The organism is Streptomyces calidiresistens (genome assembly GCF_014141525.1).
GTDB lineage: Bacteria > Actinomycetota > Actinomycetes > Streptomycetales > Streptomycetaceae > Streptomyces > Streptomyces calidiresistens.
Window position 1 is genome coordinate 1 of the sequence record NZ_VKHS01000061.1, and the last position, 13,238, is coordinate 13,238.

A 13,238-nucleotide genomic window follows, 5' to 3' on the forward strand; every position below is an offset into this window, starting at 1 on the left:
GGGGGTGGGGGTGGGCTCAGCGCAGGCGCGCCATCAACGCGTGCTCCACCAACGTGATCAACGCCGACTTCGCCTCCGCACGATGCCGCGCGTCCGTCGTGATGATCGGCGCGTCCGGCCCGATCTGCAACGCCTCCCGCACCTCCTCCGGAGAGTACGGCTGATGCCCGTCGAACCCGTTCAACGCGATCACGAACGGCAGACCACTGTTCTCGAAGTAATCCACCGCCGGGAAACAATCCGCCAACCGACGCGTGTCCACCAACACCACCGCACCGATCGCACCACGCACCAGGTCGTCCCACATGAACCAGAAACGATCCTGACCCGGCGTCCCGAACAGATACAGGATCAAATCCTGATCCAACGTGATACGACCGAAGTCCATCGCCACCGTCGTCGTGGTCTTCCCACCGGTGTGCGTCAAATCATCGATCCCCGCCGACGCCGACGTCATCACCGCCTCGGTCCGCAGCGGATTGATCTCCGAAACAGCACCCACGAACGTGGTCTTGCCCACACCGAACCCACCGGCGACCACGATCTTCGCCGAAGTCGTGGAACGAGCCGGAGCCGCCCCGGCCGCACCGCTAGAGCTTGCGAAGTCCACTGAGCACCCTTTCGAGCAGCGTCACATCCGGCTGTCCGGCCGAATCGCCTTCTCCCGGCTGGTGGATGGCGACCAGCCCGGCCTCCGCCAGATCGGCGACGAGGATCCGGGCCACACCAAGGGGAATGGAGAGCAGCGCGGAAACCTCCGCGACCGACTTGACCTCCGGAAGACAGAGTTGGCAGATCCGCTGGTGCTCGGGAAGCAGCCCCTGGAGTTGCATCGGCTCGGCACTGGTGCTGACCAGGGCCTCGATCGCCAACTGGTACCGGGGGCGCGTCCGCCCACCGGTCATGGCGTACGGACGCACCAACGGCTGTTCGCCCTCGTCGTCGTAGGCGGCGCCGGCATGGCGGTCACCGTACGAACCCTGCGACGGTGGCGGGGTGGTCATAGCTCCTCCGGAGGGGACATGAGATCGGCGTTGCGAGTCGTGTGCCTGACGGCCTGATTGGTGCTCATGTGGGGGGAGCGTTCGGTTCAGTTGAGAAGACTACCCTGGAGTTCGGCGCGGAGATCGGGCGTCAGAACCGCACCGGCGCGGTCCACCAACAACGCCATCTCGTACCCCACCAAACCGATGTCGGCGTCCGGGTGCGCCAATACCGCCAACGAGGAACCGTCCGAGATCGACATGAGGAAGAGGAAGCCGCGCTCCATCTCCACCACCGTCTGATTCACCACGCCGCCCTCGAAGATCCGCGAAGCACCCGCCGTCAACGACGTCAGACCCGACGCCACCGCCGCCAACTGATCCGCGCGATCCCGCGGGAAACCCTCGGACAACGCCAGAAGAAGACCGTCGGCCGATACCACCACCGTGTGCGACACCCCGGGGGTGTTGTCCACGAAGCTGGTGATCAACCAGTTCAGGTTCTGCGCCGCCTGGCTCATCATCCCGCTCACCTCAACGCTCCTGCCCATAGTTCGAACCGAAGCCCCGATCGGTGTTCGTGGCCCCCGTACCCGCCTGACGACCCTGTTGGATGCCTCGGCGGAGGTTGGTCAACCGGCCCCGGACATCCGCCGGGGCCCGGGAAACCTGTGGTCCGGTGGTCGTGGTCTCGCGCTGTTGCGCGGTACCCGCCATCAGATTCGCCCGCGGCACGCGCCGCGGCAGACCCGAGGTGGTGATCCCGCCCGCGGCGGGCTGGCGCAGCTGCTCGGCACGGCGCCAGCGCTCGTCGTTGGGCGAGGCGGCCCAGCCCGACCGCTCCGCACCCGCACGAGCGGGCTCCGGGGAGCCGTTCGCGCCGGAGGACGGGGCCGGGGAGGGCGTCGGTGCGGGTGCGGCCGTCGGCGCGGTGGGACGCTGCCCCCCGGAGGCGGCCTCCGTCCCCTCCGAACCGTTGGAGTCCCCCGCGCCGGGCGCGGGAGCGGGCACGGTCCGCCGACGCGAACCGAACCAGGTGGACTCCATCTCCTCGAAGATCGGCGTGCGCTCCGGGGCGCGCCCCGGCTCGCTCGGCGCCGGGGGCAGCGCCTCGGGCCGGCGATCGCGCGGCACCGGGAAGCGCTCGGCCTCCGCGGGGTTGGCCCCTCCGGCGGGGTTGGCCGCGGGCGCGGGCGCCCACCCCCCACCGGGACCGGCGGGTCGCTCCCCGGCCGGGGGCTCCTGCCCCTGTCGGGTACCCGGTGCGCCCGCGTACCCGGCGGCCCAGTCGTCCCGGGGCTGCCCGCCGCGGGCGGCCGCCCGGGCGTGGTCGTCGGCGGGCGCCTGCGGGGTACCGCCGAACAGGTCCTGTCGGGGAGGCGCCTCCTGCTGGTGCCGGCCGAAGTTCTGGCCGGCGGGGGCACCGGTCGGGGCCACGGCCGGGAACTCCCGGGTGTCACCGGCGTTCGGGTCCTCGTGTCCGCGAGGGGCCTCGGCCCGGGCGTCGGCCGGTATTCGGTCGTTGCCCGCGGAGGCCCAGCTCGGCCGGCGCTCCCCGGCACCCGCACCGGCGGGCGCCGGTGCCGGGGACGGGGGGAAGCCCTGGCCCGGAGCGGCCGGGCCACCGGGGGCCGAGGGCCCGCCCGGGCCCATCGGGCGGGAGGGCAGCGCGGGTCGCGCGGCACCGGGAACCTGGCCCCGGGAGGGGCCCGGCTCCACCGGCGGCCCCTGATCGCCGGGCCCCCGCCGGTCGGCGGGCTCGCGGCGAAGGGTCGCGGAGGGGGGCTGCGCGGCGGCGTCGGTGCGGCCACCGGCCGGACCGTTGGGCTTGCGCACCCCGCCCTGGGCCACCTCGGCGGGCAGCATGACCAGGGCCGTGGTGCCGCCGGAGTCCGACGGCCGCAGCTGGATCCGGATGCCGTGCCGCAGCGACAGGCGACCGACCACGAACAGACCCATGCGGCGGGAGACGGAGACGTCCACCGTCGGCGGGTTGGCCAGTCGCTCGTTGATCTCCCCGAGGTCCTCGGGGGACAGACCGATACCGGTGTCGTGGATCTCGACCAGCACCCGGCCGTCGGGGAGCTGGTGGCCGGTGACCTTGACCTTGGTCTGCGGGGAGGAGAACGAGGTGGCGTTCTCCAGCAGCTCGGCCAGGAGGTGCACGAGGTCGTTGACGGCCCGACCCACGACCTCGGTCTTGGGCACGGCGGCCAACTCGATCCGCTCGTACTGCTCCACCTCGGACGCGGCGGCGCGCAGCACGTCGACCAGCGGAACCGGACGGGTCCAGCGCCGACCGGGCTCCTCACCGGCGAGAACCAGCAGGTTCTCGCCGTTCCGACGCATGCGGGTCGCCAGGTGGTCGAGCTTGAACAGCGCGGAGAGCTGGTCGGGGTCGGCCTCGCGGGACTCCAGTTCGGAGATCAGCGACAGCTGGCGCTGGATGAGTCCCTGGCTGCGGCGCGAGAGGTTGGTGAACATCGCGTTGACGTTGCCCCGCAGCTGGGCCTGCTCGCCGGCGAGGCGGACCGCCTCCTGGTGCACCTCGTCGAACGCCTGGGCCACGCGACCGATCTCGTCACGGGTGTGGATACCGACCGACTCCACGGTGGTGTCCACGTCCTGGGGGTCGGCCTCGGACATCTGGCGGACGATCTCGGGCAGGCGGCGGTGTGCCACGTCCTGCGCGGTGTCCTGCAGACGACGCAGGGAGCGGACCATGGAGCGGGCCACGACGAAGGCGCCGACCAGGGAGAGACCGAGCACCAGGATGATCAGGGCGCCGTTGAGGATGGCTTCCCGCTGGGCCTCGTCACGGAGCTGGCGGGCCTGCTCCTCCATCTCCTCGAGCAGGGTCTGCTCGATGATGTCCATGGCCTCGATCTTGGTGCGGCTGAGGTCGTACCAGTCCCGGTAGCTGCGGAACTGGCCGGTGATCGCGTCCTCCTTGGAGAAGACGCTCTCGGCCAGCTGGTTGGCGGCCACGACGTTGACGATGCCGCCCTCCAGCGGCTCGATCAGCTCGTCGGTGCGCTCCTTGTCACCGTAGAGCTGGGCGAAGCTCCGCATGGCGGCCTTCTCGTTGTCCAGCGCGGTGCTGCCGTACCGCCAGTCGCTGCGGGAGAGGACGGCCTCCTGACCGTCGATCTCGGCGCGCGCGAAGCCACCACTGATCATGGCCCGCTGGATGGAGGCCTGCTCCTTGGCCGTGGAGAAGGCGGCGAGAGCCCGGGTGCTGCGGATCATCTCGCTGTTGCTGGTGGCCTGCGCGAGGTCCTGGGCGAGGGAGAGCAGCGAGTCGATCAGCTCGCTGTAGCGCATGACCGTCTGCGAGACGTAGTCCTCGTCCTCGAACGCCTCGTCGCGGATGGTCTTGATCTGGTTGAGCTGGCGACCGATGTCCAGCACGCGGGCGTTGATGCCCACCATCGAGGCGTCGCCGCTGTCGATGGCCAGGGTGGCCTCGGCGAAGGCCTGCCGGGCGGAGTCGGTGCGCTCGCGGGGGGCGGTGACGTCCTCGCTCTTGGCGCTGCGGCCACTGACCAGCGGACCCGCCGACCGGTCGCGCTCCTCCTGGAGCGCGGCGGCCAGCCGGGTCGCCTGCTGGGTCATGTTGGTGAGCAGCTGCATGTTGTCCAGCTGCTCGATGCTCTCCATCGAGTCCTGGATACGGACCGCGCCCAGGGCGGTGGCCGCGACCACCGGGAGCGCGATCAGGGAGACCAGGCGGGTACTGATGCGCCAGTTGCCCAGCGCGAGACGCGAACCGCTTCCGGTCGGGGCCTTGCGGGGCGCGGCGGCGGTACCGGCGTCCCCCTGCGCGGTTTCCCGCGCACCGGGTTCGTCGGCGGTCACGGCGGCCTGCGTGGTGTCATCGCCGTGAGCACGCCCGGAGGAGGAGTGACGGCCGGTGGTGCCGCCCCGCTCCGACTCTCCGCCGGCGTTGCCTTCCCTCTTGAAACGTCCCTGCACTGGCGTCGCAACCTCTGGACCAGGCGTCGTGCCGCGGAGGCGGCAGACGGTATCGAGCCGGGGGACCGTGTAACCCCCCTGACGGTCGTGGGTGACCGAAACGTCCCCTTTCGAGCAGCCGTCGCGCGGCGCGAGGGTGGTGCGCCCCGGAACGCCGACTGCTTTCCCGCAACGGTCCGTCGAATTCCAGCACAGTGCTCGAACTCCAACAAGGGCCGGGGGGACCGGGTTCGATGCCGGGACCGGACGTGGTGAACCCTTCACTCCGGGTGAGACACAAGGGGCAAGAAAAGGGGCCAATGGGCCGATATCGCCCATCGATCACCACCTTCGCCCCCCCGTTCGGAGCCATCGGATGAATGTACGACTGGGCGCCTTATCCCCTTTTGGCAGCATTGAACGGGTGTCGATGGTCGCGCAAATCACTCCGGTGCAGTGACGAACATCACAGTGTGGAACCCCGGTGGGTCGGGGTAGTGGGAGGCCGCAACGACTCGGAGGGCTACCCTCGTCCCGCGCGGTCCCGGCTCCCGGGGCCGGCTGCCCGGGGTGAGCCGAGCGCTTCCGCCCCGGGCGGGAACGCGGCGGTGGTCACTCCCGGACGGGACGCCCCGACCCCGTGCACCACCACGCCGGCCGTTCCGCACCGCACCAGTCCTTCCGAGTGATCCGAGGCAGCCGACGTGACCACCACCCCCGCTTTCCGCTCCCTGGCCAACCCCCGCCGCACCAACCTCATGCGGCCGGTTCCCGCGCCCACCTCCCGGGGTCGGCGGGGGGAGGCGCTGCCGGGTTCCACCGCCAACCCCCGTCGTACGGTGCTGATGGAGCTCCCCGGTTCCTGAGGGAGGACACCCCTCCCCCACGGGACCCGCCGCATCCCGCGGGTCCCGTGAACCTTCCACGAACGGGGGACCCCGACGGTTCCCGTCGATCGTCCGGGAACGTCTTCGGCCGGTGGCCACCGATATCGGTGGCCACCGGCCGAAGACGTTCCCGGACGATCGCGGGGTGCGGAAGGGCGGGGGCGGGTCAGCCCTGCCAGCTGTGCGGGGCCCGGAAGCCCGGCGTGCGCTCCAGCCGACGCCACCCAGCGGAGGAACGCCGCCGCGCCGGGGCGGGGGCGGTCTCCCGGGCCGCGCCCGCCCGGGCGAGCAGCAGGGCGGTCACGGCGGCGAGTTCCTCGTCGCTGACCCGGCCGCGCTCGACCCGCACGGGGTCGGCGACGGGAGCGGTCCACTCGGTCGGGGCGATGCTCACGATGCTCTCTCCTCCTGATGGGGTCCGGCGGGCACGCGGCGCGGAACCCGGCGGCAGCGGTCGGGGGGCGGGACGGAACGAAACGGGACGGGACGGGCCCGGGCCCGCGGTCACTGGGGCGGGTTGCCGTGCTTGCGGGAGGGCAGGTCGGCGTGCTTGGTGCGCAGCATCGCGAGGGAGCGGATGAGGACCTCGCGGGTCTCGGTGGGGTCGATGACGTCGTCCACCAGGCCGCGCTCGGCCGCGTAGTAGGGGTGCATCAGCTCCGCCTTGTACTCCTTGACCATCTTCTGCCGCATGGCCTCGGGGTCCTCGGCGGCGGCGATCTGCCGGCGGAAGATGACGTTGGCCGCACCCTCGGCACCCATCACCGCGATCTCGTTGGTCGGCCAGGCATAGGTCAGGTCGGCGCCGATGGACTGGGAGTCCATCACGATGTAGGCGCCGCCGTAGGCCTTGCGCAGCACGATCGAGATGCGCGGCACGGTGGCGTTGCAGTAGGCGTACAGCAGCTTGGCGCCGTGCCGGATGATGCCGCCGTGCTCCTGGTCCACACCGGGCAGGAAGCCCGGCACGTCCAACAGCGTGACGATCGGGATGTTGAAGGCGTCGCACATCTGCACGAAGCGCGCGGCCTTCTCCGAGGCCTCGATGTCCAGCACGCCGGCCAGGGACTGCGGCTGGTTGGCCACGATGCCCACCACCTCGCCGTCCAACCGGGTCAGCGCGCAGATGATGTTGGTCGCCCAGCGCTCGTGGACCTCCAGGAACTCGCCGTCGTCGACGATCTCCTCGATCACCGCCCGCATGTCGTAGGGGCGGTTGCCGTCCGCCGGCACCAGATCCAGCAGCGTCTCCGAACGGCGCTCGACCGGGTCCTCGCTCTCCGTGGAGGGCGGGTTCTCGCGGTTGTTCTGCGGGAGCATGGACAGCAGGTAGCGGACCTCCTCCAGACAGGTCTCCTCGTCGTCGTAGACGAAGTGCGAGACCCCCGAGGTCCCGGCGTGCACGTCCGCGCCGCCCAGCCCGTTCTGGGTGATGTCCTCGCCCGTCACCGCCTTGACCACGTCCGGGCCGGTGATGAACATCTGCGAGGTCTCCCGCACCATGAACACGAAGTCCGTCAGCGCCGGGCTGTAGGCCGCGCCACCCGCGCAGGGCCCCAGCATCACCGAGATCTGCGGGATCACCCCCGAGGCCCGGGTGTTGCGCTGGAAGATCCCGCCGTACCCGGCCAGCGCCGAGACACCCTCCTGGATCCGCGCCCCGGCACCGTCGTTCAACGACACCAGCGGCGCCCCCGCCGCGATCGCCTTGTCCATGATCTTGTGGATCTTCTGCGCGTGGGCCTCGCCCAACGCACCACCGAAGATCCGGAAATCGTGCGCGTAGACGAAGACCGTCCGCCCGTGCACCGTCCCCCACCCGGTGATCACACCATCGGTGTAGGGCTTCTTCGCCTCCAGACCGAACCCCGTCGCCCGGTGCCGCCGCAGCGGCTCCATCTCCCGGAAGGAGCCCGGATCCAGCAGCAGATCGATCCGCTCGCGCGCGGTCAACTTCCCCTTGGCGCGCTGCGCCTCGGTGGCCTTCGCACTCGGGCCGGCGTGGGCGCTCGCACGGATCTCGTGCAACTCGGCCACCCGGCCCCGGGCATCGGCGGTCACGGAAGGCGTCGGGTCCTGATCGGTCATGTACAGACCCTACGAAAGTGCCGCCCGCCGTGCCCTCGTCGGAAAGTCACAGTGTCGGTCGGCATTTCATGGCCCGGCCGGACAGAAGCGACGCACGGAAGCGTCCCGGGGCGCGTGGTCCCACACACGGGAGCGGAGGCGATGGTGGGGTTTCCACAAACCGGGCCCGCGCGACCCCGGCGGAGATCCGAGGGGACGGGAGCGGCGCGCGAGCCCGGGCGCGCGATGCCGACCGGGGTGGCACCGCACCGTACCGCCCTCTCCGCCCGGGGGCCGGACCACCCCCGGGCGGAAGCCCGCCGCGCCCGGTGGGCCGACGGGGCCTCACCCCCGGCTCACTCCGTGGGCTGGAGGCCGGCGCGCAGCAGGCCGTGGGTGTAGGCGTCCTGCAACGCCTCCCAGGAGGCGGCGATGACGTTCTCCCCCACCCCGACCGTGGACCATTCCGCCGTGCCGTCCCCGGTGGTGACCAGGACGCGGGTGGTGGACTGGGTGCCCTGCCGGCCCTCCAGGATGCGCACCCGGTAGTCCACCAACTGGAAACGCGCCAGTTCGGGGAAGGTGCGCTCCAGGCCGGCGCGCAGCGCGCGGTCCAGCGCGTTGACCGGGCCGTTGCCCTCACCGCTGGCCACCACCCGCTCGCCCTTGACCCAGAGCTTGACGGTCGCCTCGTTCTCCTGTTCCCCGTCCGGCCGCCGGTCGGTGATGGTGCGCCAGCTCTCCAACCGGAAGAACCGCCGGGTGCGGCCCTGCACCTCGTCGCGGAGCAGCAGCTCGAAGGAGGCGTCGGCGGCCTCGTAGGTGTACCCGGCCAGCTCCCTCTCCTTGACCCGCTCCACGATCCGACCGATCAGCTCCCGCTGCCCCGTCAGGTCGTAGCCCAGTTCTCGCCCCTTGAGTTCGACCGAGGCCCGACCGGCCATGTCGGAGACCAGCATCCGCATCGAGTTCCCCACCAGTTCGGGGTCGATGTGCTGGTAGAGGTCCGGGTCCACCTTGATGGCGGAGGCGTGCAGGCCCGCCTTGTGGGCGAAGGCGGAGACACCGACGTAGGGCTGGTGGGTGGAGGGGGTCAGGTTGACCACCTCGGCGATGGCGTGCGAGATGCGGGTCATCTCGGCCAGTGCGCCGGCGGGCAGCACCCGGCGGTTCTCCTTGAGCTCCAGCGCGGCGACCACCGGGAAGAGGTTGGCGTTGCCCACCCGTTCCCCGTAACCGTTGGCGGTGCACTGGACGTGGGTGGCACCGGCCTCGACGGCGGCCAGGGTGTTGGCGACGGCGCAGCCGGTGTCGTCCTGGGCGTGGATGCCCAGACGCGCGCCGGTGGCCGCGATCACCTCGGAGACCACCCGGTGGATCCGGGAGGGCAGCATGCCGCCGTTGGTGTCGCAGAGCACCACCACGTCGGCCCCGGCCCCGGCGGCGGTGCGCACGACCTCCAGGGCGTACTCCGGGTTGGCGACGTACCCGTCGAAGAAGTGCTCGCAGTCGACGAAGACCCGGCGGTCGCGGGAGCGCACGTACTCCACGGTCTCCCGGATCATCGCCAGGTTCTCCTCCGGTGTGGTGCGCAGCGCGAGTTCCACGTGCCGGTCGTGGGCCTTGGCGACCAGGGTCACGACGGGGGCCCCGGAGTCGATCAGGGCACGTACCTGGGGGTCGTCCTCGGCGGCGACCCCGGCCTTGCGGGTGGCGCCGAAGGCGACCAGTCGGGCGTGCCGGAAGTCGATCTCCCGGCGGGCGCGCTGGAAGAACTCGGTGTCCCGGGGGTTGGCGCCGGGCCAGCCGCCCTCGATGAAGCCGACGCCGAACTCGTCCAGGTGGCGGGCGATGGTCAGCTTGTCGGCGACGGTGAGGTTGATCCCCTCGCGCTGGGCGCCGTCGCGCAGCGTGGTGTCGAAGACGTGGAAGGCGTCGCGGTCCCCGGGCACGTCGGCCCCCGGCTCCCCGGCCCGGTGGGCGGGACCGGGGGTGTCCTGCGGCGTGGCCGTCATGGTTGACACTCCTGTTGGGTGAATGCGTCCTGGGATGCGCTCCCCGGCTGCCGTCCCGTGCGCCCGTCCCCCGGCGAGGTGGGCCGGAAAACGAAAAAACCCCTCGCGGGTGCGAGAGGTCTGCGCGCGGGTCCTGCGGAACGATGGGTACCGCCGCCCGGGTTTCCGTGCGGTTCAGTGGCCATCGGGGACCGGCGCGCTGTCACCGATAATCATGGCGAACGAGAGCACGGTCGGGATTCTGGCACACCCCCGGGACGAAAGCACCTCGATCCGGCGCCGTCTCAGCATCCGAACAGACGTCCCCGGGGCACCGGCGGAGGGGGTCCGCCGGCGCCCCGGGTGGGGTCGATCGGGTCGGTCGGTCCCGGGGGCCGCCGGTCGGATCAGCCGACGCTCGTCTCCGGGTCGACGATGCGGTGCATCCAGCCGTGGGTGTCGGGGGCCCGGCCGGTCTGGATGGCGAGCAGCGTCTCGCGCAGCCGCAGGGTGATCGGGCCCGTGCCCCCGTCACCCACCGTCCAGGCGGCGCGGGCGGACTTCACATGGCCGACCGGGGTGATGACGGCGGCGGTGCCGCAGGCGAAGACCTCGCTGATGGAGCCGTCCTCGTTGCCCCGCCGCCAGTCCTCGGTGGACAGCCTGACCTCCCCGGTGGCGTAGCCGAGGTCCTCCGCGATCCGCAGCAGCGACAGCCGGGTGATGCCGGGCAGCAGGGTGCCGGTCAGTTCGGGGGTGACGATGCGGACGTTCTCCCGCCCCGTGCCGTCGGGACCCTCCTCCCCGTACACGAAGTACAGGTTCATGCCGCCCATCTCCTCGACCCAGCGGTGCTCCACCGCGTCGAGCCAGACGACCTGTTCGCAGCCGTGCTCGGCGGCCTCCGCCTGGGCGACCAGGGATGCGGCGTAGTTGCCCGCGCACTTGGCCTCGCCGGTGCCACCGGGGGCGGCCCGCACGTACTCCTCGGACAACCAGACGGAGACCGGCTCGACACCGCGCGGGAAGTAGGCCCCGGCCGGGGAGGCGATCACCATGAACAGGTACTCGTTCGCCGGCCGCACCCCGAGACCGACCTCGGTGGCGAACATGAAGGGCCGCAGGTAGAGGGACTGCTCCCCCTCCCCCGGCACCCAGGCCTCGTCCTGCCGGACCAGCAGGTCGATCGCCTCGACGAAGGTCTCCACCGGCAGCTCGGGCATGGCCAGCCGTCGGGCCGAGCGCTGGAAGCGGCGGGCGTTCTCCTCCGGGCGGAAGGCGGCGACACCGCCGTCCGCCTGGCGGTACGCCTTCAGCCCCTCGAAGATCGACTGCGCGTAGTGCAGCGTCATGTTCGCCGGGTCGATCTGCAGCGGGGCGTACGGCTCCAGCTGCGCGTCGTGCCAACCGCGGCCCTCGCTCCACCGGATGGTGACCATGTGGTCGGTGAAGCGGCGGCCGAAACCGGGATTGGCCAGCACCGCGGCACGCTCCTCCTCGGGGAGCGGCTGCCCGGTGGGCTTGAGGTCGAATGCGATGCGGGGCGTCGTCATCTCTGGCGGTCCTTCGCTTGGTGTCGTGGTGGACCGCGCTCCCCGGTGCCGCGCCGCGGGCCCCGCGCGCCCGGCGGCCGGTGGGCCGGGGCGGCGCGGTGGGCCGCGGGGCGTGGATGCTCGGACGTCCAAGCATCGGGGGAGGCATCGGCCCCGCGTCCGATTATCGCGCGCGGGGGCCGTGCCGTACACAGGGGTGGCGGTCCCGGGGCATGACTCCGGGAACCGCGCCGGGTCACCGTGCCCCGCCCACCCCGGTGGGGGCGGACGGGAGGGACGCGGGCGCGGACGGAGCGGGAGGGGCCGGTGTCGGTCCGCCGGGGTCGCCGACGGCCGGCACGGGGCCGGACCGCCGGCGGGCGATCGGGGATCGGGCGCCGGCGGTCAGCCGGCTACCCGGGCGGCGAGCGCGTCGCCGATCGCGTCCGTGCTGCGGGCGGTGCCGTCGCGTTCCGCCAGGTCGGCGGTGACGGCCTCCTCGATCCGCACGGCCTCGGTCTCGTGGCCGAGGTGGCGCAGGAGGAGCGCGACGGACAGGACGGTGGCCGTGGGGTCGGCCTTCCCGGTGCCGGCGATGTCGGGGGCGGAGCCGTGGACCGGCTCGAACATGGAGGGGAACTCGCCCCCGGGGTTGATGTTCCCGGAGGCGGCCAGCCCGATGCCGCCGGTGATGGCGGCGGCCAGGTCGGTGAGGATGTCACCGAAGAGGTTGTCGGTGACGATGACGTCGAAGCGACCCGGGTCGGTGACCATGAAGATCGTCGCGGCGTCCACGTGCAGGTAGTCGGTGGTCACGTCGGGGTACTCGCGACCGACGCGCTCCACCGTCCGGGTCCACAGGTGGCCGGCGTGGACCAGGACGTTGTTCTTGTGCACCAGGGTGAGCTTGCGCGCCGGGCGGGCGGAGGCGCGCTCGAAGGCGTCGCGGACCACGCGCTCGACCCCGTAGGCGGTGTTCAGGCTCACCTCGGTGGCGACCTCGGCCGGGGTGCCGGTCCGCATGGACCCGCCGTTGCCGACGTAGGGGCCCTCGGTGCCCTCGCGGACCACCACGAAGTCGATCTCCGGGTCGCCCGCCAGCGGCGAGGCGGTGTTGGGGAACAGCCGGCTCGGCCGGAGGTTGATGTAGTGGTCGAAGGCGAAGCGCAGCTTCAGCAGCAGCCCGCGCTCCAACACCCCGGAGGGCACGGTCGGGTCGCCGATGGCCCCCAGGAGGATGGCGTCGTGACCGCGCAGCCGCTCCAACTCGGCGTCGGTCAGGGTCTCCCCCGTCTCGTGCCAGCGCTTGGCGCCGAGGTCGTACCGGGTGGTCTCGACCTTGATGTCCGCGGGGAGGACGGCCTCCAGGACCTTGAGCCCCTGGGCCACCACCTCCGGGCCGATGCCGTCGCCGGGGATCACCGCGAGATTGATGCTGCGTGCCATGCGGGGACCCTACTGCGGTCCGGCCGTCGGTACCGGGACGTCCACGATGCGGACCCGTCGGGGGTCCGGGGGGACGGCGCCGACCGCGGGCCGGGGGGCGACCCCGGCCCGGCGGAGGCCGGTCAGTGGTCGGTGGGGTGGGCGGGCACCACGGGCTCGCCCGCCCCGCCGTTGTCCCGGCGGTCCAGGGCGCGCTGGAGGGCGACGGCGGCGTTCCGGCGGGTGGTGTCGGCTGCGGTGGTGTGGCGGGTGCGACGGCGCAGCATCGCGGCGGTGGTTGCGGCCATGGTGTATCGGCTCCCGGTGTGGTCCCGCGAGGGCGGGTACGGAGGAATCCTGATGCGCCAAAGGGGCGGGGGCCGGGGCTGTGACGGG

11 protein-coding genes are annotated in these 13,238 nt (G+C 72.0%); 1 reads left to right on the forward strand and 10 read right to left on the reverse strand.

The genetic code is table 11. The features are described 5' to 3' along the window. Positions 1-16: 16 nt before the first annotated feature. The 4 genes from FOE67_RS04960 to FOE67_RS04975 all read right to left on the reverse strand — a co-directional run bounded on the left by FOE67_RS04960 (position 17) and on the right by FOE67_RS04975 (position 4,958). Positions 17-610, reverse strand: coding sequence for a GTP-binding protein (locus tag FOE67_RS04960; RefSeq protein ID WP_143620751.1), 594 nt, complete (start codon positions 608-610; stop codon positions 17-19). Beyond that, positions 591-1,004, reverse strand: coding sequence for a DUF742 domain-containing protein (locus FOE67_RS04965; protein ID WP_182660815.1), 414 nt, complete (start codon positions 1,002-1,004; stop codon positions 591-593). Before FOE67_RS04965 ends, FOE67_RS04960 begins: the two co-directional genes overlap by 20 nt. Positions 1,005-1,090: 86 nt before the next feature. Continuing rightward, a complete protein-coding gene (locus FOE67_RS04970; RefSeq protein WP_143624021.1) occupies positions 1,091-1,504 on the reverse strand; it encodes a roadblock/LC7 domain-containing protein in 414 nt (137 codons plus the stop codon). Between the two features lie 13 nt (positions 1,505-1,517). Then, positions 1,518-4,958 (reverse strand): nitrate- and nitrite sensing domain-containing protein, encoded by a 3,441-nt coding sequence (locus FOE67_RS04975; protein WP_323384240.1) that lies wholly within the window; start codon positions 4,956-4,958, stop codon positions 1,518-1,520. A 683-nt stretch (positions 4,959-5,641) separates the two neighbouring features. Between FOE67_RS04975 and FOE67_RS04980 the strand changes: the two genes are divergently transcribed. Further along, positions 5,642-5,803, forward strand: coding sequence for a hypothetical protein (locus FOE67_RS04980; protein ID WP_182660817.1), 162 nt, complete (start codon positions 5,642-5,644; stop codon positions 5,801-5,803). 187 nt (positions 5,804-5,990) lie between these two features. On the opposite strand, the gene FOE67_RS28900 is transcribed toward FOE67_RS04980, so the two are convergent. From FOE67_RS28900 to FOE67_RS05010, 6 genes are all read right to left on the reverse strand, one after another. Continuing rightward, complete coding sequence (locus FOE67_RS28900; RefSeq protein WP_323384243.1) at positions 5,991-6,218, reverse strand: acyl-CoA carboxylase epsilon subunit; 228 nt, start codon at positions 6,216-6,218, stop codon at positions 5,991-5,993. Positions 6,219-6,328: 110 nt separating this feature from the next. After that, positions 6,329-7,912 (reverse strand): acyl-CoA carboxylase subunit beta, encoded by a 1,584-nt coding sequence (locus FOE67_RS04990; RefSeq protein WP_182660819.1) that lies wholly within the window; start codon positions 7,910-7,912, stop codon positions 6,329-6,331. A gap of 335 nt (positions 7,913-8,247) precedes the next feature. Next, on the reverse strand, positions 8,248-9,906 hold the full coding sequence (gene cimA, locus FOE67_RS04995; protein WP_182660821.1) for a citramalate synthase: 1,659 nt from the start codon (positions 9,904-9,906) through the stop codon (positions 8,248-8,250). A gap of 386 nt (positions 9,907-10,292) precedes the next feature. Beyond that, positions 10,293-11,438 carry a branched-chain amino acid aminotransferase gene (locus FOE67_RS05000; protein WP_182660823.1) on the reverse strand — a complete coding sequence of 382 codons (1,146 nt, stop codon included), beginning with the start codon at positions 11,436-11,438 and terminating at the stop codon, positions 10,293-10,295. 384 nt (positions 11,439-11,822) lie between these two features. Beyond that, on the reverse strand, positions 11,823-12,863 hold the full coding sequence (locus FOE67_RS05005; RefSeq protein ID WP_182660825.1) for a 3-isopropylmalate dehydrogenase: 1,041 nt from the start codon (positions 12,861-12,863) through the stop codon (positions 11,823-11,825). A gap of 122 nt (positions 12,864-12,985) precedes the next feature. Further along, a complete protein-coding gene (locus tag FOE67_RS05010; RefSeq protein ID WP_182660827.1) occupies positions 12,986-13,150 on the reverse strand; it encodes a hypothetical protein in 165 nt (54 codons plus the stop codon). Between the last annotated feature and the right edge of the window lie 88 nt (positions 13,151-13,238).

Coding starts and splice junctions, on each gene's coding strand:
- FOE67_RS05010 (WP_182660827.1), bottom strand. CDS start 13,150: ATGGCCGCAACCACCGCCGCGATGCTGCGCCGTCGCACCCGCCACACC.
- FOE67_RS04970 (WP_143624021.1), bottom strand. CDS start 1,504: ATGAGCCAGGCGGCGCAGAACCTGAACTGGTTGATCACCAGCTTCGTG.
- FOE67_RS04990 (WP_182660819.1), bottom strand. CDS start 7,912: ATGACCGATCAGGACCCGACGCCTTCCGTGACCGCCGATGCCCGGGGC.
- cimA (WP_182660821.1), bottom strand. CDS start 9,906: ATGACGGCCACGCCGCAGGACACCCCCGGTCCCGCCCACCGGGCCGGG.
- FOE67_RS05005 (WP_182660825.1), bottom strand. CDS start 12,863: ATGGCACGCAGCATCAATCTCGCGGTGATCCCCGGCGACGGCATCGGC.
- FOE67_RS05000 (WP_182660823.1), bottom strand. CDS start 11,438: ATGACGACGCCCCGCATCGCATTCGACCTCAAGCCCACCGGGCAGCCG.
- FOE67_RS04965 (WP_182660815.1), bottom strand. CDS start 1,004: ATGACCACCCCGCCACCGTCGCAGGGTTCGTACGGTGACCGCCATGCC.